24 protein-coding genes are annotated in these 23,263 nt (G+C 48.6%); all 24 read left to right on the forward strand.

What is annotated here, in order from left to right; all coding sequences use genetic code 11:
• The first annotated feature begins 14 nt into the window (after nt 1-14).
• Nucleotides 15-1,682 (forward strand): DAK2 domain-containing protein, encoded by a 1,668-nt coding sequence (locus tag P3X63_RS09050; protein ID WP_277692755.1) that lies wholly within the window; start codon nt 15-17, stop codon nt 1,680-1,682.
• 142 nt (nt 1,683-1,824) lie between these two features.
• Nucleotides 1,825-2,487 carry an L-serine ammonia-lyase, iron-sulfur-dependent subunit beta gene (gene sdaAB / locus P3X63_RS09055; protein WP_026586931.1) on the forward strand — a complete coding sequence of 221 codons (663 nt, stop codon included), beginning with the start codon at nt 1,825-1,827 and terminating at the stop codon, nt 2,485-2,487.
• Nucleotides 2,488-2,510: 23 nt separating this feature from the next.
• Nucleotides 2,511-3,413, forward strand: coding sequence for an L-serine ammonia-lyase, iron-sulfur-dependent, subunit alpha (sdaAA, locus tag P3X63_RS09060; protein ID WP_026586932.1), 903 nt, complete (start codon nt 2,511-2,513; stop codon nt 3,411-3,413).
• The gene (gene recG, locus P3X63_RS09065) at nt 3,391-5,439 is read left to right on the forward strand and encodes an ATP-dependent DNA helicase RecG (protein ID WP_277692756.1); all 2,049 of its coding nucleotides are present in this window, start codon (nt 3,391-3,393) and stop codon (nt 5,437-5,439) included. Before sdaAA ends, recG begins: the two co-directional genes overlap by 23 nt.
• 115 nt (nt 5,440-5,554) lie before the next feature.
• A complete protein-coding gene (gene fapR, locus P3X63_RS09070) occupies nt 5,555-6,121 on the forward strand; it encodes a transcription factor FapR (protein ID WP_277692757.1) in 567 nt (188 codons plus the stop codon).
• A gap of 17 nt (nt 6,122-6,138) precedes the next feature.
• On the forward strand, nt 6,139-7,131 hold the full coding sequence (gene plsX / locus P3X63_RS09075) for a phosphate acyltransferase PlsX (RefSeq protein WP_026586935.1): 993 nt from the start codon (nt 6,139-6,141) through the stop codon (nt 7,129-7,131).
• Nucleotides 7,132-7,148: 17 nt separating this feature from the next.
• Nucleotides 7,149-8,108 carry an ACP S-malonyltransferase gene (gene fabD / locus P3X63_RS09080; RefSeq protein WP_026586936.1) on the forward strand — a complete coding sequence of 320 codons (960 nt, stop codon included), beginning with the start codon at nt 7,149-7,151 and terminating at the stop codon, nt 8,106-8,108.
• A complete protein-coding gene (fabG, locus tag P3X63_RS09085) occupies nt 8,095-8,838 on the forward strand; it encodes a 3-oxoacyl-[acyl-carrier-protein] reductase (protein ID WP_026586937.1) in 744 nt (247 codons plus the stop codon). The genes fabD and fabG overlap by 14 nt, the downstream gene beginning before the upstream one ends.
• Nucleotides 8,839-8,914: 76 nt before the next feature.
• Complete coding sequence (acpP, locus tag P3X63_RS09090) at nt 8,915-9,148, forward strand: acyl carrier protein (RefSeq protein ID WP_003181706.1); 234 nt, start codon at nt 8,915-8,917, stop codon at nt 9,146-9,148.
• Nucleotides 9,149-9,293: 145 nt separating this feature from the next.
• A complete protein-coding gene (rnc, locus tag P3X63_RS09095; RefSeq protein ID WP_026586938.1) occupies nt 9,294-10,043 on the forward strand; it encodes a ribonuclease III in 750 nt (249 codons plus the stop codon).
• 100 nt (nt 10,044-10,143) lie between these two features.
• A complete protein-coding gene (gene smc / locus P3X63_RS09100) occupies nt 10,144-13,704 on the forward strand; it encodes a chromosome segregation protein SMC (protein ID WP_277692758.1) in 3,561 nt (1,186 codons plus the stop codon).
• Between the two features lie 16 nt (nt 13,705-13,720).
• Nucleotides 13,721-14,707 carry a signal recognition particle-docking protein FtsY gene (gene ftsY / locus P3X63_RS09105; protein WP_277692760.1) on the forward strand — a complete coding sequence of 329 codons (987 nt, stop codon included), beginning with the start codon at nt 13,721-13,723 and terminating at the stop codon, nt 14,705-14,707.
• Between the two features lie 138 nt (nt 14,708-14,845).
• Nucleotides 14,846-15,169 (forward strand): putative DNA-binding protein, encoded by a 324-nt coding sequence (locus P3X63_RS09110; protein WP_026586941.1) that lies wholly within the window; start codon nt 14,846-14,848, stop codon nt 15,167-15,169.
• A gap of 15 nt (nt 15,170-15,184) precedes the next feature.
• The gene (gene ffh, locus P3X63_RS09115; RefSeq protein ID WP_026586942.1) at nt 15,185-16,525 is read left to right on the forward strand and encodes a signal recognition particle protein; all 1,341 of its coding nucleotides are present in this window, start codon (nt 15,185-15,187) and stop codon (nt 16,523-16,525) included.
• Between the two features lie 108 nt (nt 16,526-16,633).
• Nucleotides 16,634-16,906, forward strand: a complete 273-nt coding sequence (gene rpsP, locus P3X63_RS09120; protein WP_006638197.1) for a 30S ribosomal protein S16 — start codon at nt 16,634-16,636, stop codon at nt 16,904-16,906.
• Complete coding sequence (locus P3X63_RS09125) at nt 16,906-17,151, forward strand: KH domain-containing protein (protein WP_026586943.1); 246 nt, start codon at nt 16,906-16,908, stop codon at nt 17,149-17,151. The genes rpsP and P3X63_RS09125 overlap by 1 nt, the downstream gene beginning before the upstream one ends.
• Nucleotides 17,152-17,266: 115 nt before the next feature.
• Complete coding sequence (locus P3X63_RS09130; protein ID WP_026586944.1) at nt 17,267-17,653, forward strand: YlqD family protein; 387 nt, start codon at nt 17,267-17,269, stop codon at nt 17,651-17,653.
• A gap of 4 nt (nt 17,654-17,657) precedes the next feature.
• Nucleotides 17,658-18,182 (forward strand): ribosome maturation factor RimM, encoded by a 525-nt coding sequence (gene rimM, locus P3X63_RS09135; protein WP_026586945.1) that lies wholly within the window; start codon nt 17,658-17,660, stop codon nt 18,180-18,182.
• A complete protein-coding gene (trmD, locus tag P3X63_RS09140; protein ID WP_026586946.1) occupies nt 18,179-18,910 on the forward strand; it encodes a tRNA (guanosine(37)-N1)-methyltransferase TrmD in 732 nt (243 codons plus the stop codon). The genes rimM and trmD overlap by 4 nt, the downstream gene beginning before the upstream one ends.
• A gap of 137 nt (nt 18,911-19,047) precedes the next feature.
• Nucleotides 19,048-19,395 carry a 50S ribosomal protein L19 gene (rplS, locus tag P3X63_RS09145; protein ID WP_020451373.1) on the forward strand — a complete coding sequence of 116 codons (348 nt, stop codon included), beginning with the start codon at nt 19,048-19,050 and terminating at the stop codon, nt 19,393-19,395.
• A gap of 114 nt (nt 19,396-19,509) precedes the next feature.
• Nucleotides 19,510-20,361 carry a ribosome biogenesis GTPase YlqF gene (gene ylqF, locus P3X63_RS09150; protein ID WP_277692761.1) on the forward strand — a complete coding sequence of 284 codons (852 nt, stop codon included), beginning with the start codon at nt 19,510-19,512 and terminating at the stop codon, nt 20,359-20,361.
• A 76-nt stretch (nt 20,362-20,437) separates the two neighbouring features.
• The gene (locus P3X63_RS09155; RefSeq protein ID WP_026586948.1) at nt 20,438-21,211 is read left to right on the forward strand and encodes a ribonuclease HII; all 774 of its coding nucleotides are present in this window, start codon (nt 20,438-20,440) and stop codon (nt 21,209-21,211) included.
• Nucleotides 21,212-21,235: 24 nt separating this feature from the next.
• Nucleotides 21,236-22,942 (forward strand): hypothetical protein, encoded by a 1,707-nt coding sequence (locus P3X63_RS09160; protein ID WP_026586949.1) that lies wholly within the window; start codon nt 21,236-21,238, stop codon nt 22,940-22,942.
• On the forward strand, nt 22,939-23,220 hold the full coding sequence (locus P3X63_RS09165; RefSeq protein WP_026586950.1) for a FlhB-like flagellar biosynthesis protein: 282 nt from the start codon (nt 22,939-22,941) through the stop codon (nt 23,218-23,220). The genes P3X63_RS09160 and P3X63_RS09165 overlap by 4 nt, the downstream gene beginning before the upstream one ends.
• The last annotated feature ends 43 nt before the right edge of the window (nt 23,221-23,263 follow it).

The following is a 23,263-nucleotide window of genomic DNA, read 5'->3' on the forward strand; positions in this document are numbered from 1 at the left end:
GGAGGAAAACAAGAGTGTCTATACGAACTTTAGATGGGAAAGCTTTTGCAGACATGGTTCTGTACGGTGCGCACCATCTGTCTCAAAACGCAAGCGTAGTTGATGCGTTAAACGTGTTTCCGGTTCCGGATGGAGACACAGGAACAAACATGAATTTATCGATGACTTCAGGTGCGAAAGAAGTCGAGCAAATCGATACCGCCCATATCGGAAAAGTGGCAGCGGGCCTTTCAAAAGGACTTTTGATGGGAGCGCGCGGCAACTCGGGCGTTATTTTGTCCCAGCTGTTCCGGGGATTTGGGAAGTCGATTGAACAAAAGAGCGAAATCAATGCCAAGGAATTTGCCGCTGCGTTTCAGGCAGGTGTCGACACTGCCTATAAAGCCGTCATGAAACCGGTGGAAGGCACGATTTTGACGGTTGCCAAAGATGCGGCTAAAAAAGCCGTCCTCACCGCTCAAACTGAAAACGATGTCACAAGCGTCATGGAAGCGGTTGTCAGTGAAGCGGCAGCCTCATTGGACAGGACGCCTGAACTTCTCCCTGTTTTAAAGGAAGTCGGGGTTGTTGACAGCGGCGGAAAAGGGCTTCTTTGCGTATATGAAGGGTTTCTCGCTTCTTTGAAAGGAGAAAAGCTTTCCGATCAAAAAGCCGCTCTGCCGTCATTGGATGATCTTGTCAGCGCTGAGCACCATAAAAACGCGCAAAGCCATATGAATACCGAAGACATCGAATTCGGCTATTGCACGGAATTTATGGTCAAACTTAACCAAGGGAAAAGAAGCTTCAACGAAGATGTGTTCCGCCAGGATTTAAGCCGGTTCGGCGATTCTCTGCTCGTCGTATCAGACGAAAATCTCGCCAAGGTGCACATCCATGCCGAATATCCCGGAGAAGTCATGACCTATGCGCAAAAGTATGGCAGCTTGATCAATATGAAAATTGAAAACATGAGAGAACAGCACAGCGCGATCCTCAGCCAAAACAAAAGCGAGGCCCAGGCGCCCGAGGTCCCGGCTGAAAAACAGCCGTACGGTGTGGTTACCGTAGCGATGGGGGAAGGAATTTCCGAGCTTTTCCGCAGCATCGGTGCGACATCTGTCATTGAAGGCGGGCAAACGATGAACCCGAGCACGGAAGACATCGTTCAAGCGATACGCGAGGCCAATGCGGACACCGTCGTGATCCTGCCGAACAATTCAAACATTGTCATGGCGGCAAACCAGGCTGCAGATGTTGCGGAGCAAAACGTCATCGTCATCCCGACAAAAACCGTCCCGCAGGGGATGGCTGCATTGGTGGCGTTTAATCCGGCGTTGGATGCGGAAGAAAACAGGGCGAATATGCTTGAAGCGATCGATGATGTCAAAAGCGGGCAGGTCACATACGCTGTCAGAGACACGAACATCGACGGCATCGACATCAAAAAAGGCGATTTTATGGGCATTTTAAATGGAAAAATCGTGGAAACCGCGTCAGTCCAAATCGAAGCGGCGAAAAAGCTGATTGCAAAAATGATCGATGAAGACAGTGAAATCGTCACGGTGATTAAAGGTCAAGATGCGTCAGAAGAAGAAGTCGAAGAACTCGCCGGCTATATCGGCGACACATACGAAGAAGTCGAAGTTGAAGTTCACGACGGAAAACAGCCGCTGTATTCATACATTCTGGCTGTGGAATAATGATCGAAGCAGAAGGGTGTTTAACAAAGCCCTTCTCTTCTTTTGGCTTTTTTTATGTCCGCTTGCCAATTCGTGTTTGATCAATTAGTCTAAAAAAAACGGCTGTTTTTTCCCGCGAAAAACAAGAGGGAAGGGGATCAGGATGAAGTACAGAAGCGTATTTGATATTATAGGGCCCGTCATGATCGGACCGTCAAGCTCCCATACGGCCGGCGCAGCCAGAATCGGCAGGGTCGCCAGAAGCGTGTTTGGGAGAGAGCCGAAGAAAATCATTGTTTCCTTCTACGGTTCTTTTGCCGAGACCTATAAAGGACACGGAACAGATGTGGCGATCATCGGCGGTCTTTTAGACTTTGATACATTTGATGAAAGAATTAAAGACTCGATCCGCATTGCCGAAGCAAAGGGGATTGACATCGAATTCCGTGAAGAAGATGCGGTGCCGAAGCACCCGAATACCGCCCGCGTCCTCATTTCTGATGATGAAGGAACGCTTGAGCTTGCAGGCATATCAATCGGCGGAGGAAAAATCGAAATCATCGAGTTAAACGGCTTTAGACTTAGACTGTCGGGTAATCACCCCGCCATTTTAGTCGTCCACAACGATCGCTACGGAACGATTGCGGGTGTTGCCAATGTGCTGGCGAAATTTGCGATCAACATCGGCCACATGGAAGTGGCGCGCAAAGATGTCGGACAGGAAGCGCTGATGACGATAGAGGTCGATCAAACGATTGATCCGTCCGTGTTTGAGGAATTGAGAGCGCTGCCGAATATCATTGAAGTGACACAGATCGCTGACTAAAGGATATGGAAGAGGGAGATTAAATGTTTCGAAATGTGAAAGAATTGATTGAGCTGACAAAAGAGAAAAACGTGTCCATATCTGAAATCATGATCACCCAGGAAATCGAGGTGTCAGGCCGGACGCGGGAGGAAATCTTCAAGCAGATGGAAGCCAACTTAACCGTCATGGAAGACGCTGTTCAAAAGGGAATCAACGGTGTTGTGTCACACTCCGGACTGACGGGCGGTGACGCCGTCAAGCTGCAGGCCTATCTTAAAGCGGGAAAAGGGCTTTCCGGAGATGTCATCTTAGACGCCGTCAGCAAGGCGGTTGCCACCAATGAAGTCAACGCTGCGATGGGAACGATTTGCGCAACTCCGACAGCCGGTTCGGCCGGCGTTGTTCCCGGCACTTTATTTGCCGTTAAAGACAAACTTCATCCGACCAAAGAGCAGATGGTCCGCTTTTTATTCACATCAGGGGCGTTCGGCTTTGTCGTCGCCAACAATGCCAGCATCTCAGGTGCTGCGGGCGGATGCCAGGCTGAAGTCGGTTCAGCTTCCGGGATGGCGGCAGCGGCGATCGTGGAAATGGCTGGAGGGACGCCTGAGCAGTGCGCCGAAGCGATGGCGATCGCCTTGAAAAACGTCCTCGGTCTTGTTTGCGACCCTGTCGCAGGGCTTGTCGAAGTTCCGTGTGTCAAACGAAATGCGATGGGTGCCGCCAATGCGATGGTGGCGGCCGATATGGCGCTTGCCGGCATCACAAGCCGCATTCCGTGCGATGAGGTGATTGATGCGATGTATAAAATCGGCCAGACGATGCCGACCGCCTTGAGAGAAACAGGGCGGGGCGGTCTCGCCGCAACCCCAACCGGGAAAGAACTGGAGAAAAAAATATTCGGAGGGGCGTCGAACGCACGTGAAGAACAATCTGCAAAATAGTGTATCTGTTGTCAAAGGAGTCGGGACGGAAACGGAAAAAACATTAAACGAGCTTGGAATCTATGATGTTTCCGACCTTTTGAACTACTTCCCGTACCGCTATGACGATTATGAACTGCGCGATTTGGAAGGAGTGGCACACGAGGAAAGAGTGACGGTTGAAGGGAAGGTTCACAGCGAACCTTCTCTTACCTATTACGGAAAAAAGCGGAGCCGCCTGACGTTTCGCCTTCTCGTCGGAAACTACTTGATCACGGCGGTCTGCTTTAACCGTCCGTATTTGAAAAAGAAACTGGCCATCGGTTCGGTTGTCACCATTTCGGGAAAATGGGACAAGCACAGGCAGTCGGTGATGGTGCAGGAGCTGAAAAACGGCCCGCATCAAAGCGACCAGTCGATAGAACCCGTCTATTCCGTAAAAGAACATATGACGGTGAAAACGATGCGGAAATTGATCCAGGAAGCCGTCCAGAGCTATTTGCCATTTGCGGAAGATCCCCTGCCTGAAAAGCTCCGGAGTACCTATAAGCTGCTTTCCTACCAGGATGCGGTAAGGGCGATCCACAAGCCTGAGTCAAGGGAGACGTTAAAACAGGCGCGGCGCCGGTTTGTTTATGAAGAATTTCTGCTGTTTCAGCTGAAAATGCAGGCGCTGCGGAAGTTTGAACGGGAGCATTCCGACGGAATCAGACACAGCTTTAAACGCGGGGAGGTCGATGCGTTTGTCAACAGTCTGCCGTTTTCTTTGACGAACGCGCAGGCGAAAGCGCTCGACGAGATTTTAAAGGACATGACGTCAGAATATAAAATGAACCGTCTGCTGCAAGGCGACGTCGGCTCAGGCAAAACCGCCGTCGCCACGATCGCTTTATACGCTTCGATCCTGTCCGGCTTTCAGGGGGCGATGATGGTGCCTACTGAAATATTGGCCGAACAGCATGCGGATTCACTCGTTTCTCTGTTTGCAAACCACGATGTCAATGTCGCGCTGTTAACAAGCTCTGTCAAAGGAAAAAGGAGAAGAGAACTGCTCGAAAGACTGCAAGACGGGGACATTGATATCCTGGTCGGCACCCATGCCCTGATCCAGGATGATGTGCATTTTCAACAGCTCGGCCTCGTCATTACGGATGAACAGCACCGCTTTGGCGTTGAGCAGAGGCAAAAATTAAGAAGCAAAGGAAAGGATCCGGACGTCCTGTTTATGACGGCAACGCCGATACCGCGGACACTCGCGATTACGGTATTCGGCGAAATGGATGTATCGATCATCGACGAAATGCCGGCCGGGCGGAAAAGGATCGAAACATATTGGGTCAAGCACGACATGCTGGAACGGATTCTCGCTTTCATTGAAAAAGAGTTGAGAAAAGGCAGACAGGCGTATGTGATATGCCCGCTGATCGAAGAGTCGGACAAGCTCGATGTGCAGAATGCGATCGATGTGCACAGCATGCTGATCCATGCTTTTCATGGAAGATGGCAAGTCGGCCTCATGCACGGGAAGCTCTCCAATGATGAAAAAGAGCAGGTGATGAGGCAGTTCAGCAAAAACGAGTGTCAGGTTCTCGTCTCGACAACCGTTGTTGAAGTCGGTGTCAACGTTCCAAACGCGACCGTGATGCTGATCTATGATGCCGACCGGTTCGGCCTTTCCCAGCTTCACCAGCTCCGCGGGCGCGTCGGACGGGGGGATCATCAATCGTATTGCATTCTCATGGCAGATCCCAAATCCGAAACGGGCAAGGAACGGATGGGCATCATGTCGGAAACGACGGACGGCTTTGAGCTTTCGGAAAAAGATCTGGAATTAAGGGGGCCCGGCGACTTTTTCGGCAAGAAACAAAGCGGAATGCCCGAATTTAAAGTTGCCGATATGGTTCATGATTACCGCGCTCTTGAGACGGCGAGAAAAGACGCCGCAGAACTCGTCTCCTCACATGCATTCTGGACCGATGCCGAATATGCGGGGTTAAGGGAACATTTGCAAAAAAGCGGAGTCATGGACGGAGAAAAACTGAGCTGACCTGTTCCTTCAAAAAATTAGGATCGGTGCAGCAAAGAATGATTGCATTCCAATCTATGAAATTATATACTACTATTAGTACCTAGTCATAAATGCGCGGATGGTGTTTAAAAACATGAGAAAAAGTAAAAGAGAACGCCAAGAATTGCTGCAGCAGACGATTAAAGCGACCCCGTTTATTACAGACGAGGAGCTTGCGGAGAAATTTAACGTCAGCATTCAGACGATTCGTTTAGACCGTTTGGAACTATCCATACCCGAACTGAGAGAAAGAATCAAAAGCGTTGCTGAGAAATCTCTTGAAGATGAAGTCAAATCCCTTCCGCTTGATGAGGTGATCGGCGAGATCATTGACCTTGAGCTTGATGAACAGGCGATTTCCATTCTTGAAATCAGAAGGGAGCATGTTTTCAGCCGCAATCAAATCGCCAGGGGGCATCATCTGTTTGCCCAGGCGAACTCGCTCGCCGTCGCCGTCATCGATGATGAGCTTGCATTAACAGCCAAAGCGGATATCCGTTTTACAAGGCAGGTCAAACAAGGCGAACGGGTCGTTGCAAAAGCAAAAGTCGTCAAGCTTGATAAAGAAAAAGGCAGAACGGTTGTTGATGTCAACAGCTATGTTGCCGAAGAGCCCGTTTTTTCGGGCGAATTTGTCATGTATCGTTCAAAACAATCATAGAAGGTGGCGCGTAAGTCATGAGAATTGCTGTAGATGCTATGGGAGGGGACAATGCTCCCCAAGCGGTCATCGACGGAGTGATGAAAGCCGTCGAGAACTTCGAAGATCTTGAAGTCACTCTCATCGGAGATCAAGAAAAAATAGCCGCCCATTTGACAGAGCACGGGCGGATCACCGTCAAGCACGCTGAAGAAATCATTGAAGCGACCGACGAACCTGTCCGGGCCGTGAGAAGAAAGAAAAATTCGTCGATGGTTTTAATGGCCGGAGAAGTTGCCGAAGGCAGAGCGGATGCCTGCATTTCCGCCGGCAACACCGGCGCTTTAATGACGGCCGGGTTATTCATCGTCGGCAGAATTGAAGGGATTGAAAGACCGGCTTTGGCGCCGACCTTGCCGACGGTTTCAGGAGACGGCTTTCTCCTTCTCGATGTCGGAGCGAATGTGGATGCCAAACCCGAACATCTCGTCCAATACGCGATTATGGGCTCTGTCTACGGAGAGCAGGTTCTCGGCATCGAAAATCCGAGAATCGGGCTTTTAAACGTCGGCACAGAAGATAAAAAAGGCAATGAACTTGCCAAACAGACCTTTCAAAAATTGAAGGAAACCGATTTGAATTTCATCGGCAATGTGGAAGCGCGCGACATGCTCGACGGAGTCGCGGACGTCATCGTGACGGACGGATTTACGGGGAACGTCGCCTTAAAAACGGTCGAGGGTGCGGCCCTGTCCATTTTTAAAATGCTGAAAAGCACGCTGACCTCAAGCTTTACGGCGAAGCTCGCTGCTTCCGCACTGAAACCGAAGCTGAAAGAGATGAAAACAAAAATGGACTACTCGGAGTACGGCGGTGCCGGACTCTTCGGCTTGAAGGCGCCGGTCATCAAAGCGCACGGCTCCTCTGACGGAAGGGCCGTTTACCATGCCATCCGCCAGGCGAGGGAGATGGTCAGCCAAAATGTCGCCGCATTTATCGAAGAAAAAATCCAACATAAAGCAGATGAATAGTCTGGAGGTTTTAACAAATGGGTAAGATTGCTTTTCTTTTCCCGGGCCAAGGATCGCAGCATATCGGCATGGGATACGACTTATACGAAAAAGAACCGAAAGCAAGAAAGATCTTTGAAGAAGCGGATCAAACGCTGGAAACAAATTTGAGCTCGCTCATGTTTGAAGGTGACGCGAAAGAATTAACCCTTACATACAACGCGCAGCCAAGCCTTTTGACAGCGAGCATCGCCGCGCTTGAAAAATTAAAGGAATACGGCATCAAAGCCGATTTTGCAGCGGGGCACAGCCTTGGCGAATACACCGCTTTAGTGGCCGGCGGCGCGATGTCATTTAAAGACGCCGTCTACGCCGTCAGAAAGCGCGGGGAATTTATGAATGAAGCCGTGCCGGCCGGAGAAGGCGCAATGGCCGCTATTCTCGGCATGAACGGTGAAGCATTGAAACAAGTAACGGACAAGGTGACTGAAGAAGGAAACCTCGTTCAGCTGGCCAATCTGAACTGTCCTGGACAAATCGTCATCTCAGGAACCGCCAAAGGGGTTGAGCTCGCCTCAGAGCTTGCCAAGGAAAACGGCGCAAAACGCGCGATTCCGCTCGAAGTCAGCGGGCCGTTTCACTCAGACCTGATGAAGCCGGCAGCTGAAAAACTGCGCGAAGTCCTGGATGCATGCACGATCAGCAATGCCTCAACCCCCGTGATTTCAAATGTGACGGCCGATGTTGTGACAGACAAGGATGACATTAAGAATAAGCTGATCGAACAGCTCTATTCACCGGTCCGCTTTGAAGAAACGATCAACAGGCTGCTTGACGAAGGGGTCACGACTTTCATCGAAATCGGGCCTGGCAAGGTGTTGTCAGGGCTTGTGAAAAAAGTGAACCGCAGGGTCAAAACGATTGCTGTATCAGATACGAATACGATTGAACTCGCCGTTCAAACGCTGAAGGAGGAAAACGAAAATGCTGGAGAATAAAACAGCTGTTGTCACCGGTGCCTCAAGAGGAATCGGACGTGCGATCGCACTGGATCTCGCTAAAAACGGTGCAAACGTCGCCGTCAATTATGCGGGGAATGAAGCGAAAGCGAATGAAGTCGTCGACGAAATCAAAGCGCTCGGCCGCGATGCGTTTGCCGTCAAAGCGGACGTCTCCAATGCCGAGGAAGTCCAAGCGATGATGAAAGAGACGATTGAACGCTTCGGCTCGCTCGATATTCTTGTGAATAACGCCGGCATTACAAAGGACAACTTATTCATGAGAATGAAGGAAAATGAATGGGATGACGTCATTAACATAAACTTAAAAGGCGTATTCAACTGCTCAAAAGCCGTGACAAGACAAATGATGAAGCAAAGAAGCGGCCGGATCATCAATGTTGCCTCTGTTGTCGGCGTCATCGGAAACGCCGGACAGGCGAACTATGTCGCGGCGAAATCGGGCGTCATCGGCCTGACGAAAACGCTGGCCAAAGAGCTTGCTTCACGAAACATTACCGTCAATGCGATCGCTCCTGGATTTATTGCAACGGAAATGACGGACAAGCTGACCAAAGACATTCAGGATGAAATGCTGAAACAGATTCCGCTTGCCCGCTTCGGTGAGCCGGCAGACATCAGCAGTGTCGTCGTGTTCCTTGCTTCTGATCAGTCGCGTTACATGACCGGTCAGACACTGAATATCGACGGCGGAATGGTCATGTTGTAAACATAGCAAAAAGTTGAATTATCTCTGGTTTTTTAAAAACGAATCAACTATAATACTTGAGGGGAGGTGAATAGCTATGGCAGACGCATTAGAGCGTGTAACAAAAATCATCGTAGACCGCCTTGGCGTAGATGAAGCTGACGTCACTCTTGAAGCTTCTTTTAAAGAGGATTTAGGCGCTGATTCCCTGGATGTAGTTGAGCTTGTCATGGAACTTGAAGACGAGTTTGATATGGAGATTTCTGACGAAGATGCTGAAAAGATTGCAACAGTCGGTGACGCTGTGAACTACATAAATAGTAAGCAGTAAGCTCATTTAAAGTCCCGTTTAAAGACGGGGCTTTATCCCTTTATAAATGCGGCTTTAGATTTTCATGTTTTGCCGAATGATACACGGAACCTGCCTTTTGATACAGGAGGTGAGGTGAACTTGATGTGCCCATATGGAGGTTGCTATGTCAAAACATTCACATTACAGAGACAGAAAAATGTTTCTAAAAAAAGCGGAGCAGTTTAAAAAGTTTCAAGAACGGATTTCGGTACAATTTCAAAATGAAAAGCTTTTGTATCAAGCATTTACACATTCATCCTATGTGAATGAGCATCGGAAGAAGCCGTATGAAGATAATGAAAGGCTTGAATTTTTAGGAGACGCTGTTTTGGAACTGACGATTTCTCAATTTTTATACGCCAAATACCCGGCGATGAGCGAGGGCGATTTGACGAAGTTGAGAGCGGCGATTGTTTGCGAGCCTTCCCTTGTTTCCCTGGCCCATGAACTTTCTTTCGGAGAGCTTGTTCTTCTTGGAAAAGGAGAGGAAATGACGGGCGGCAGAAAGCGGCCGGCGCTTTTAGCCGACGTGTTTGAAGCCTTTATCGGCGCGCTTTATCTTGATCAGGGGCTTGATTCCGTCGTGGACTTTCTGAAAGCGTACGTTTTCCCTAAAATCGATGATGGTGCTTTTTCTCATGTGATGGATTTTAAAAGCCAGCTGCAGGAATTTGTACAGCGCGACGGACGCGGCATTTTGGAGTACAGGATTCTTCAAGAAAAAGGTCCGGCGCACAACCGCGAGTTTGAAGCAAACGTATCGCTGAAAGGAGAAGTGCTTGGGGTGGGAAGCGGCCGTTCCAAAAAAGAAGCTGAACAGCACGCCGCTCAAGAAGCGCTTGAAAAGCTGCAAAAACACCATATGAAACAATAAATCCCCCTTTGCTTAACTTTTAGGGGGATTTCATATATTTGCACCTTTTACCTTCGGGTGTGATAGAATTGTAATACTTTAATACATAAGGAGGATCAGAATGTTCCTCAAACGTTTAGACGTGATAGGTTTTAAATCGTTTGCAGAACGAATTTCTGTAGATTTTGTTAAAGGCGTGACAGCTGTCGTCGGCCCAAACGGAAGCGGCAAAAGCAACATCACCGATGCGATCCGCTGGGTGCTCGGGGAACAGTCCGCGAAATCGCTCAGGGGCGGCAAAATGGAAGATATCATTTTTGCCGGAAGCGACTCGCGCAAAAAGCTGAACCTTGCCGAAGTGACGCTGACGCTTGATAATGACGACCGCTTTTTGCCGATCGATTTTCATGAAATCAGCGTAACGAGACGGGTGTACAGATCAGGAGAAAGCGAGTTTCTCATCAACAATCAATCGTGCCGCCTGAAAGATATCATCGATCTTTTTATGGACTCGGGTCTCGGCAAAGAAGCGTTTTCGATCATCAGCCAAGGAAAGGTCGAAGAGATTTTAAGCAGCAAGGCTGAAGAGCGGAGAAGCATATTTGAAGAAGCGGCCGGTGTTTTAAAATATAAAACAAGAAAGAAAAAAGCGGAAAACAAGCTGTTTGAAACCCAGGACAATCTGAACCGGGTCGAAGACATCCTTCACGAGCTTGAAGGGCAGGTCGAGCCGTTAAAGCTGCAGGCATCGATCGCCAAGGATTACCTGGAAAAAAAGGACGAGCTCGAAAAAATTGAAATCGCTTTGACGGTGTTTGACATCGAGGAGCTTCATCAAAAATGGGAGGCGCTTCAGGGAAAAGTCGAAAAGGCGAAGGATGAAGAAATGTCCGCTTCGGCAGCTATTCAGACAAAAGAAGCTAAGATTGAAGAGGCGCGAGACAAAATACAGGCGCTCGACGAATCGGTTGACGAACTTCAGCAGGTGCTGCTGTTGACAAGTGAGGAGCTTGAAAAGCTCGAAGGCAGAAAAGAAGTCCTGAAAGAGCGAAAAAAGAACGCCACCCAAAACAGAGCCCAGCTTGAAGAGGCCATCGTTCAGCACGGGGAGAAAGACCGAAGCCTGAAAGAAAAAATGGCCGGGCAGAAGCTGGCATTTGAGAAGCTCCAAGCCGAAGTGAAAGAGCTGGCAAAGCAGGTGAAGGAAAAGAAACAGGCCCTTTCCGTTTACAGCGAAAATGTCGAAGAAGAAATCGAACAGCTCAAAAGCGACTATTTCGAATTGTTGAATGAACAGGCATCGGTTCGAAACGAGATTCAGTTTTTAGAAGAGCAAATGTCCCAATCGGCCAGCCAGCAAAAACGGCTTGCGGAAAACAATGAGAAATATTTAAGCGAGCGCCGCGAGCTCGCCGAACAAAAAGCGAAAACAGAACACGAATTCACTCTCCTTGATGAGCGCCTCCACAGCCAGATCAAGGCTTATCGGGATGCGCAAAAACAGCATGAACAGAAAAAAAGCGAGTATGAAAAAAAGGAGTCCGCGCTCTACCAGGCGTATCAGTACCTCCAGCAAGCCCGCTCCAAAAAAGAAATGCTGGAGGCGATGCAGGAGGATTTTTCCGGATTTTATCAAGGTGTCAAAGAAGTCCTGAAGGCCCGCGGCGAACTGCCGGACATCCACGGGGCAATCGCCGAACTGATCAAGACGGACGAGCGATATGAAACGGCTGTCGAAATCGCTTTAGGGGCATCAGCCCAGCACATCGTCACAGAAGATGAAGGGGCCGCAAGACGGGCGATCCAATATTTGAAAAAACATTCATTCGGCCGGGCGACTTTTCTTCCGCTCTCCGTGATCAAAGAGCGCAGCATTCAGCCGCGCGACATTGAAGCGGCAAAGGCCATCCCGTCCTTTATCGGAATCGCCGGCGATCTTGTGTCATATGACCCCGCTTACCGCTCAGCCGTGCAAAACCTGCTCGGCACAGTGCTCGTCACAGAGCATTTAAAAGGAGCGAATGAGCTTGCTAAAAGGCTCGGCCACAGATACCGCATCGTCACCCTTGAGGGGGATGTCGTCAACCCGGGAGGTTCGATGACCGGCGGTGCCGTCAAGAAAAAGAACAGCTCTCTTTTAGGCCGCACGAGAGAACTAGAAGCGATCACAAAGCGCCTGGGCGAAATGGAAGAAAAAACGGAAACGCTTGAACACGATGTGAAAGGCTTGAAGCAGACAATTCAGAAGCTGGACGCTAAACTTCAAGCCCTTCGCGAGGATGGAGAGCGCCTCAGAGCTGAACAGCAGGAGATAAAAGGGCGTCTGTACGAGCTCGAAATCGCCGAGAAAAACGTCAACAGCCATTTGGAGCTTTATGATCAGGAAAAATCAGCGCTTATTGCAGAAGACGGAGAAAAGCAAGCGCGGAAAAAAGAGCTTGAGAAAAAGCTTGATGCCATTTCCGAAAACCTCAAGCGCCTCGACGCGGAAATCGAAAGCCTGTCTGAAAGAAAACAAACACAGACGTCGACAAAGGAAACGCTGCAAAGCGAGCTGACCGATCTGAAAGTGGTGCTTGCCAAAACTGAGCAGGCGTGTGCAAACGAGCGTGAAAAGCTCGAAAGGCTCGAAGAGGAATATGCTGAGAATGAGGAAGCATTAAAAGTGGCAAAGGAAGACCTGTCGCTTTTGACGACGGAAATGACATCCAATTCGTCCGGTGAAGAGAAGCTTGAAGAAGCGGCGAAAAAGAAGCTGAATGACAAAAATAAAACCGCCGAGCTTATCGCCTCAAGAAGAGAGCAGCGGATGAAGCTGCAAAAAGGCCTTGAAACAGAAGAGCTTGAGCTGAAAGAAATGAAGCGTCAGTACAAACAAATGGCCGAACTCTTGAAAGATGAAGAAGTCAAGCTCGGCCGCATGGAAGTGGAGCTGGACAACCTCTTGTCATTCCTGCGCGAGGAATACAGCCTGTCATTTGAAGGAGCCAAAGAAAAATATCCGTTGGAGCTTTCAGCCGATGAAGCGAGAAAGCGCGTCAAGCTGATCAAGCTGGCGATCGAAGAGCTCGGAACCGTCAATCTTGGAAGCATTGAAGAATATGAACGGGTCAATGAGCGCTACGTGTTTCTCTCAGAACAGAAAGACGATTTGATTGAAGCGAAAAATACGCTCTTTCAGGTGATTGAAGAAATGGATGAGGAAATGACGAAACGGTTTAAAGAGACATTTTCGCAAATCCGCGCCCATTTTGAAGACGTCTTTCGGGCGCTGTTCGGCGGAGGAAGAGCCGAACTGAAGCTCACAGACCCGGATGACCTGCTCCAATCCGGCGTCGATATCATCGCGCAGCCGCCGGGGAAGAAGCTGCAAAACTTAAGCCTCCTTTCAGGAGGGGAGCGGGCTCTGACGGCGATCGCCCTATTGTTTTCGATCCTCAAAGTGAGGCCCGTCCCGTTCTGTGTCCTTGATGAGGTCGAGGCGGCGCTTGATGAGGCAAATGTGTTCCGCTTTGCACAATACTTGAAAAAATACAGCCATGAAACCCAGTTTATCGTCATTACACACAGAAAAGGGACAATGGAAGAAGCCGATGTTCTCTACGGTGTGACGATGCAGGAATCAGGCGTTTCCAAGCTTGTTTCCGTCAAGCTTGAAGAAACAAAAGAATTAGTTCAATAAAGCGAGGTTACCAGTCATGAGCTTTTTTAAAAAACTGAAAGAAAAAATCACAAAGCAGACCGATTCTGTCTCAGGCAAGTTTAAAGAAGGCCTGGCCAAAACGAGACATTCTTTTCAGGAGCGGGTCAATGATCTGATCTCCCGCTACAGGAAAGTCGACGAAGATTTTTTTGAAGAGCTTGAAGAGGTGCTGATCGGAGCGGATGTCGGCGTTTCTACCGTGATGGAGCTGATCGATGAACTGAAGAGCGAAGTCAAACGGAAGAATATTAAAGATCCAAAAGAAGTTCAATCCGTCATTTCTGAAAAGCTCGTCGAGATATATCAAGGCGGAGAGGATGAAGCGTCAGAACTCCGCGTTGAGGACGGCCGCTTAAACATCATTTTATTCGTCGGAGTCAACGGTGTCGGAAAAACAACGACGATTGGCAAGCTCGCCCATAAGTTTATCACGGAAGGCAAAAACGTCGTCCTCGCGGCGGGGGACACGTTCCGCGCCGGAGCGATCGATCAGCTGGAAGTGTGGGGGGAGCGCGTCGGCGCCCATGTGGTCAAACAGGCGGAAGGTTCAGATCCCGCCGCTGTCATCTATGATGCCGTTCAAGCCGCAAAAGCGCGCGGCGCCGATGTTCTGCTTTGCGATACGGCAGGCCGTCTGCAAAACAAGGTGAACCTGATGAAGGAGCTTGAAAAAGTCAAGCGCGTCATCCAGCGCGAAGTCCCTGATGCCCCCCATGAAGTGCTCCTTGTATTAGACGCCACAACAGGCCAAAATGCGATGACACAGGCGCGGGAATTTTCCAAAGCGACCGATGTTTCCGGAATCGCTCTGACGAAGCTTGACGGAACGGCAAAAGGCGGCATCGTCCTGGCCATCCGCCACGAATTGAAGATTCCCGTCAAGCTTGTCGGCCTCGGCGAAAAAATGGACGACCTGCAGCCGTTTGAAGCCGAATCTTATGTGTACGGCTTGTTCTCCGACTTGATTGAGAAAGAGGAATAACGAAGGCCTTAGAGCCCCCTTTTTTCCGGGGGTTCTTTATCATTTGATCATGACAAGATAAAAACTTGACAGATGGAATGTTTTTAGCGTAAACTAATGTATCGTAAAGGGATTTGACTTAACAAAGGGGAGAGTCTCATGACGCTTGAAAAAACAACGAGAATGAATTACTTATTTGATTTCTATCAGTCGTTGTTGACATCAAAACAAAAAAGCTACATGTCGCTTTACTACCTAGACGATTTCTCCCTTGGCGAAATAGCTGAAGAATATCATGTCTCAAGACAGGCGGTCTATGATAACATTAAACGGACCGAAGCGATGCTTGAGCAGTATGAAGAAAAGCTACTTTTGTTTAAAAAATTTCAAGAGCGCAAAAAGATTTTTGAAGAGCTGAGAGAGCTGACGGACGGTCAGCCTGAAGCGGCTTCCTTGATCGATGCGCTTGAGAAATTAGATTAGGAGGCGGCACTTAATATGGCATTCGAAGGATTAGCCGACCGACTGCAGCAAACGATTTCCAAGATCCGCGGAAAAGGGAAGGTAACGGAGCAAGACGTCAAAGAGATGATGCGCGAAGTCCGTTTAGCGCTCCTTGAAGCGGATGTCAACTTTAAAGTCGTCAAAGATTTTGTGAAAAAGGTGAGCGAACGCGCCGTCGGTCAGGACGTTATGAAAAGCCTGACACCGGGGCAGCAGGTCATTAAAGTCGTCAAAGAAGAACTGACGGAGCTGATGGGCGGTGAAGAAAGCAAAATCGCCGCGGCCAAACGTCCGCCAACCGTCATCATGATGGTCGGTCTGCAAGGGGCCGGTAAAACGACGACGACGGGCAAGCTTGCCAACCTGCTTCGCAAAAAACATAACCGCAATCCGCTGCTTGTTGCGGCAGATATTTACCGTCCGGCTGCGATCAAACAGCTGGAAACGCTCGGGAAGCAGCTTGACATGCCGGTGTTTTCACTGGGAGATCAGGTGAGCCCTGTCGATATTGCCAAACAGGCGATCGAAAAGGCGAAAGAAGACCATCACGACTATGTGATCATCGATACGGCGGGTCGTCTGCATATTGATGAGCAGTTGATGGATGAGCTGGAAAAGGTAAAAGAAACAGCTCAGCCGGAAGAAATCTTTCTTGTCGTCGATTCGATGACAGGGCAAGACGCCGTAAATGTCGCCAAAAGCTTTAATGAACAGCTCGGCGTGACAGGCGTCATCCTGACAAAGCTTGACGGTGACACAAGAGGCGGTGCGGCTCTGTCCATCCGCGCGGTGACAAACACGCCGATCAAATTCGCCGGAATGGGCGAAAAGCTTGATGCGCTTGAACCGTTTCATCCTGAACGGATGGCTTCGCGGATTCTCGGCATGGGTGACGTGCTGACCCTGATCGAAAAAGCCCAGGCCAACGTAGATGAAGAAAAGGCGAAAGAGCTCGAGCAAAAAATGAAAAATATGAGCTTTACGCTTGATGACTTTTTAGAACAGCTCGGACAGGTCCGCAATATGGGACCGCTTGAAGATCTGATTCAAATGATGCCCGGCGCAGGCAAAATGAAAGGCTTGAAAAACGTCAAAGTGGACGAAAAACAGCTCATCCACGTTGAAGCGATCATCAAGTCGATGACCGGGAAAGAAAAAGCGCAGCCTGAGATCATCAACGCAAGCAGGCGCAAACGAATTGCCAAAGGAAGCGGCACATCCGTTCAGGAAGTCAACCGTCTTTTAAAGCAATTTGAAGAAATGAAAAAAATGATGAAACAAATGACAAACATGTCAAAAGGGAAGAAAAAAGGGTTTAAACTGCCCTTTATGTAAACCTGTTTTCAGATGATAAAAAAGGTTGTTAAGAAAAAACACTTTACAAACACTTTTATCATTGTTAATATACTATCTTGTTGAAATATTTTCGGAGGTGCTAGTAAAATGGCAGTAAAAATTCGTTTAAAACGTATGGGAGCTAAAAAATCTCCTTTCTATCGTATTGTTGTAGCAGATTCTCGTTCACCGCGTGACGGCCGTTTCATCGAAACAGTCGGAACGTACAACCCGGTAGCGAAACCGGCGGAAGTTAAAATCGATGAAGAGCTTGCACTGAAATGGCTTCAAACAGGAGCTAAACCGTCTGACACGGTTCGCAACCTTTTCTCTAAAGAAGGCATTATGGAAAAATTCCACAACGCTAAACAAAGCAAGTAATGAGTGATCTGCACTTGGAAGAGCTGATTGTATCATTGGTCAAGCCGCTTGTGGATCACCCGGATGAGATTCAGGTATTCAGAGACGAAAGTTCCGATCGGATCATGTTCCGCCTTTCCGTCAACAAAGAGGATACCGGCAAGATCATCGGAAAAAAAGGGCGGACTGCAAGAGCGATACGCTCCGTCGTATTTGCGGCCGGCGCACAGTCTTCTAAGAAAGTTCAACTTGAGATCGCAGACTAAGGGGAGAGGGTGAAAACCTCCCCCTTTTTTATCATGAGAGAAAATGAGAAACAAATGAACGATTCCAATTCTTCAAGCGGGAAGGAAAAATCACGGGACAGTAGGTGATGATGCCATGCAAATTATCCAACGTGTTACCGTCATGCAGGTTTTAACCGAAAACAGCAAGAAAAAACTGCTGACTGCTTTTGAAGAAAGAAAGGAAATGCTTGAGCGCGAATGCAACCAGCTTTATTTCCAGCTGAGAAAACACGAAAAGGAACATCACAACCCGGCAGCAGCTGAATCATTTAAAAAAGAAATTGAAAAACGCCAGGACAAAATCAAAATGATCGTTTTTCAAATCAATCAAATTCACACGCTCCCGTTGGGCAGTGAAGTAAAAGAGAAAGAAATCGATGCTCTGCTCGACATTGAAGTCGGTGACAATTGGCATGATATGACAGCAGGAAAAACAATCGTGATTAAAGACGGGATCGTCATTGAAATTCGTCCGAGGTGAAGACATGGAAAAACGATGGTTTAATGTAGGGAAAATTGTCAATACTCATGGAGTAAAAGGGGAAGTCCGCGTCATTTCCAGAACCGATTTTCCGGAGGAACGGTACAAGTCCGGAAACACGCTTTACCTGTTCATGGAGGGAAAAGAGGAACCCGTTCAGGCAACGGTGAGCGCACACAGGCTTCATAAACAATTTCATCTCTTGCAATTTAAAGAAGTCGAGACACTAACGGAAGCGGAAAAGCTCAAAAATGCCCTGATTAAAGTTCCCGAAGACCAATTAGGCCAATTGGCGAAAGACGAGTTCTACTTTCATGAAATCATCGGCTGTGACGTTTTTTCAGAAGACGGGGACGAAATCGGCAAGGTCAAAGAAATTTTAACGCCGGGCGCCAATGATGTCTGGGTGGTGGGCAGACCGGGGAAAAAAGACGTGCTCATCCCTTATATCGATGCCGTCGTCAAAGACATTAACGTGGAAGATAAAACGATCAAGATTCATATCATGGAAGGACTACTTGACGAATGAGAATTGATTTTTTAACGCTTTTTCCGGAAATGTTTGAAGGTGTCCTCGGCTCATCCATTCTGCAGAAGGCCCAGGACAAGAACGCCGTCCGTTTTCGCGTGGTCAACTTCCGGGCGTATTCCGACAATAAGCATCAGACAGTGGATGATTATCCGTACGGCGGGGGTGCGGGCATGGTATTGAAGCCGCAGCCTGTCTTTGATGCGGTTGAAAAACTGACCGCTGAAGCCGGGGGATCTCCAAGGATCATTCTTGTCTGCCCTCAAGGGGAGCGCTATACGCAAAGGAAAGCGGAAGAGCTCGCAAAAGAAGACCATATAATGTTTATTTGCGGCCATTATGAAGGATATGACGAACGGATCAGAGAACACCTTTCAACAGATGAGATTTCCATCGGAGACTTTGTGCTGACAGGCGGAGAGCTCCCGGCGATGATGATTGCCGACAGCGTTGTGAGACTGTTACCGGGTGTTCTCGGCAAGGAAGAATCACACCTAGAAGATTCCTTCAGCACCGGACTGCTCGAACATCCTCACTACACGCGGCCTGCGGATTATAAAGGCTTGAAGGTGCCGGAAGTGCTGACATCCGGAAACCATGCGAAGATCAACGAATGGAGACGGAAAGAGTCGCTCAAACGGACCTTCTTCAGGCGGCCCGACCTTCTGGAAAACTATCCTTTAACAGATGAAGAAAGAAAATGGATTTCTGAATGGGAAAACCGATAGATTCTATTGCACATGGCCTAAAGGTATGATATGATACTACTTGTGACTTGAACAGGTCTGCCTGTTCAAGTTTGAAAACGATGTTCCGCTGTGGCGGCTGTTCGCCCATGAGCATCTGTTGGAAGGAGTTGAAGACGATGCAAAAATTGATTGAAGATATCACAAAAGAACAATTGCGCACTGATTTGCCTGCGTTCCGTCCTGGTGATACTTTACGTGTACACGTTAAAGTTGTCGAGGGTAACCGCGAGCGTATTCAGGTTTTTGAAGGCGTTGTGATTAAGCGTCGTGGTGGCGGAATCAGCGAGACTTTCACAGTTCGTAAGATTTCTTACGGTGTCGGAGTTGAGCGTACATTCCCATTGCACACACCAAAAATCGCAAAGATCGAAGTTGTCCGTCATGGTAAAGTACGCCGTGCGAAACTTTATTACTTGCGTGAGCTTCGCGGAAAAGCGGCTCGTATTAAAGAAATCAGACGATAATGATAGCGAACGAAAAGAGCTTGTTAGCCATAACAAGCTCTTTTTTTGTAAAAGAAGAATAATTGCAGCAAACCATTAAAAGAATAGCAATAACAGAAAGAAGGTGTCCATCACATGGTAATCCAATGGTTTCCCGGGCATATGGCCAAAGCAAGGCGGGAAGTGACGGAAAAACTCAAGCTGATCGACATTGTGTACGAACTGGTCGATGCCAGAATTCCGATGTCTTCCAGAAATCCGATGATCGAAGACATATTGAAAAACAAGCCGAGAATCATGCTCCTCAACAAAGCGGATAAAGCGGACTCCTCCGTGACAAAGGCTTGGAAGCAGCACTTTGAAAAAGACGGAATTCCTTCCCTCGCCATCAACTCGGTCAACGGACAGGGACTCAATCAAATTCTTCCTGCATCAAAAGAGCTGCTGAAAGAAAAGTTTGATAAAATGAAGGCAAAAGGTGTAAAACCGCGCGCGATCAGAGCATTGATCGTCGGTATTCCAAACGTCGGCAAATCAACCTTAATCAATCGGCTCGCGAAAAAAAACATCGCCAAAACCGGCGACAGACCCGGGATCACAACGGCGCAGCAATGGGTGAAAGTCGGAAAAGAGCTTGAGCTTCTCGACACGCCGGGGATTTTATGGCCGAAGTTTGAGGACGAGCTTGTCGGGCTGAGGCTTGCGGCAACAGGCGCGATAAAAGATTCGATTATCAACTTGCAGGATGTCGCCGTCTACGGTTTGCGCTTTTTGGAAGGGAACTATCCCGAGCGCTTAAAAAAGCGTTATGACTTGGAGGAAATTCCCGAGGAGATCGCAGCGCTTTTTGATGAGATCGGAAAAAAACGCGGCTGTCTGATGGCGGGAGGCGCCATTGATTATGACAAAACGACAGAAGTGATCATTCGCGATATCCGCACGGAGAAGTTCGGCCCGCTTTCTTTTGAAAAGCCGGAAGACATGTAAAGGCGCGCTTTCCTCGGAAGCGGGTCTTTATTTTTGAAGCGGAAGCGCCGATAAGAAAACTAGGGGAGAAGAGATAGTGAAACCATTAACCGTAAAAGAAATAAAAGAACATCTTCAAACGGTGAAAGATGAAAAAGACCCTTTTATCGAGCAGTGTAAAAAGGATGAGCGGAAGAGCGTACAAACGCTTATTACCGCATGGCTGAAGAAAAATGAGAGACTTTTGGCCATGCGGGAAGAGTGGCGGATGATGACGTCTTTTGAAAGATCGCTCAGAGAACGCGGCTTTCAATGGATCGCCGGAATCGACGAAGCCGGAAGAGGCCCGCTGGCGGGGCCGGTCGTCGCCGCCGCCGTCATCTTAAAAGAAGACTGTGAAATGTTGGGACTGACGGATTCGAAAAAGCTGTCAAAGCAAAAAAGAGAAGACTACTATTCATATATTATGGAAGAAGCGCTCGCTGTCGGCATCGGAATTGCGGATGCTGGAGAGATCGATGAGCTGAATATTTATGAGGCGTCTAAAGCGGCGATGGTCAAAGCGGTCGAGGCGCTTGCCGCCACCGCCACACCTGATTATCTTCTGATTGACGCCATGTCGCTTCCTATACATACAAAACAGTCATCGATCATCAAAGGAGATGCAAAGAGCGCATCGATCGCAGCGGGTGCATGCATCGCCAAAGTGACGAGAGACAGGCTGATGGATGAATATGCTGAAAAGTATCCGCTCTACGGGTTTGACAAGCATAAAGGCTACGGGACAAAGGAGCATCTCGCAGCCCTTGCCAAATACGGACCGTCACCGATTCACCGAAGATCGTTCGCCCCTGTTAAAGACTATCAATAAGTTCCCGGGGGGAGAAGGACTTTGATGATGCTGAATGATATACAAAACAGCCTGGCCAAACAATTGGAACAATCGGAATCTCTCCAGCGGATCAGCGGAACAGAGACGAACCAGAAAAGGCTGGTACTCGGCAAAGTGCTCCGCTTCATCAGCGAGCAGTTCGCCGAAATCCAAATCGGCGATGCGAAATGGCAGGGAAAACTTGAAGCGCCGCTTAAAGCGGGTGCACACTACTGGTTTTCATACGAAAAAAAATCGGGCGATCCGACCGGCCGTCTTCAGGTTGTAGAAGCGTTTGACAAAAATCCGAAGACGGTGCAGGATGCCGCCCTCAAGCTGTTAAACGGGCTCTCTTTGAAAAAAACAAAAGAAGCAGTATTTTTGATCTCGGCTCTGTTAAAAGAGCAGCAGCCGATTAAAGAAAACGATGTGAAGGCTGCCATCAAATGGCTTGAACATCTGCCGAAGTCAGACGCCCAAAAAGGAACCGATGCCGTCATGTTTGCGCTCAAGCGCGAGCTTCCCGTCCATCCGGGCGTCCTTGATTCGATTTTGGCCGTCAAAAGCCCCGTTCCGTTCAATCAGCAGATTGCCAAGACGCTGCAAATGATCAATAACGACCCTGCGTCATCGGCAAGTATGGAAAAGCTGAAACAGGCGCTTTTGCCGATTTTAAATGCCGAGACTGAAGTGCATGCCGAAAAGCTGATTCAGATGCTCAGCGGACAGGTCGAACAAGCCGGAAAAGAGCAGCAGACGCTTCAGCCACTCAGGAAGCAAGAATCGGCAGAGCTGGGGTTTTCCCAGCCGAAACCGGCAGCCGAAATCAAGATCCATCCGGGCGCCTCCGGATACGAAACGAAAGGAGCCCTGCCGAAAGCGCAGGTGATCGAACCGGAGGCTGCAAAAGAGCTGCTTGCAAAATTGGCCTCTTTAGCAGAACGAAACGGCACACTTCCGGTCAAAGAGGCGGCCAGCTGGATCAAATCGCTGGAAACGCGGGAGCCTGTGCCGGCTCAAGCCGGTTTGGAAGTTTTAACGAAAAAAGAAACAGAAGCGCTCAAGCAGATCGTCAGAGAATCAGCACCCCTCATGACAACGAAAGCAGATGCACTCGCCGTTCTGCTCAAGATGAAAACCCTTTTGGGTGTCAAAGACGAGCTGTCTTTTGTAAAAGCGATCGAAAACGGAGGCGCGCCAAAAGATCAAGGGCTGCATTCCCTTAAGCTTGTACTCAATGAAATCAGGCACTCGACAGACCTTCCGGCACCCGTCAAACAGGAGGCTGAGCAAATGTTTCACCGCTTAAACGGGCAGCTGATTTTACAGAACGAGCAGCCCGCTCAAAGCCAGCTTTTTCTTTCATATCCGCTGTTTTCAAAAAACGGTGTACAAGATTTAACGGTATTCTTGAAAGGGAAGAAGAAAGAAGATGGGAAAATCGACCCGTCCCAATGCCGTCTCATGTTTTACCTTCAATTGGAGGCGCTGGAGGAGACGATAGTCGATTGCTTTATTCAAAAAAACGTCATGACGCTTACGGTTGAGACCGGCTTTGATATCGGCCCTCTTGTCGAGCCGCTCGTTCCCTCATTAAAAGAAAACCTGAAAAACCTTGGCTACAGCCTGACAGGCGTCACCGCGAAAAAGCGGGAGGCGATCGAGATCGCTCCGTTTTTGGAAAGCCAGTTTGAACAAGCGGCAGAAAGCGCGGTGGATGTAAAAATATGAAGGAATCCGCTCCATTAAGAAAAGCCGTTGCCCTGCACTATGACGAAATGAAAGACAAAGCGCCGAAAGTGGTGGCCAAAGGCTCCGGCTATACAGCTGAAAAGATCATTGAAGAGGCGCAGAAAGCGGGAGTCCCGATACAGGAAGACCCGACTCTTGTCGAATTGATGCGCCATCTGGAGCTTGACGATCATATTCCAGAAGAGCTGTATGAGATCGTCGCCGAGATTTTTTCATTTATCTATACACTTGATGATAGGATGAAAAACAGAGAATGACCTTTTAAAAAAGGCATTCTCTTTATTAATTTTATATTTTTAA

The sequence above is a fragment of the Bacillus sp. HSf4 genome (assembly GCF_029537375.1).
Classification (GTDB): domain Bacteria; phylum Bacillota; class Bacilli; order Bacillales; family Bacillaceae; genus Bacillus; species Bacillus sonorensis_A.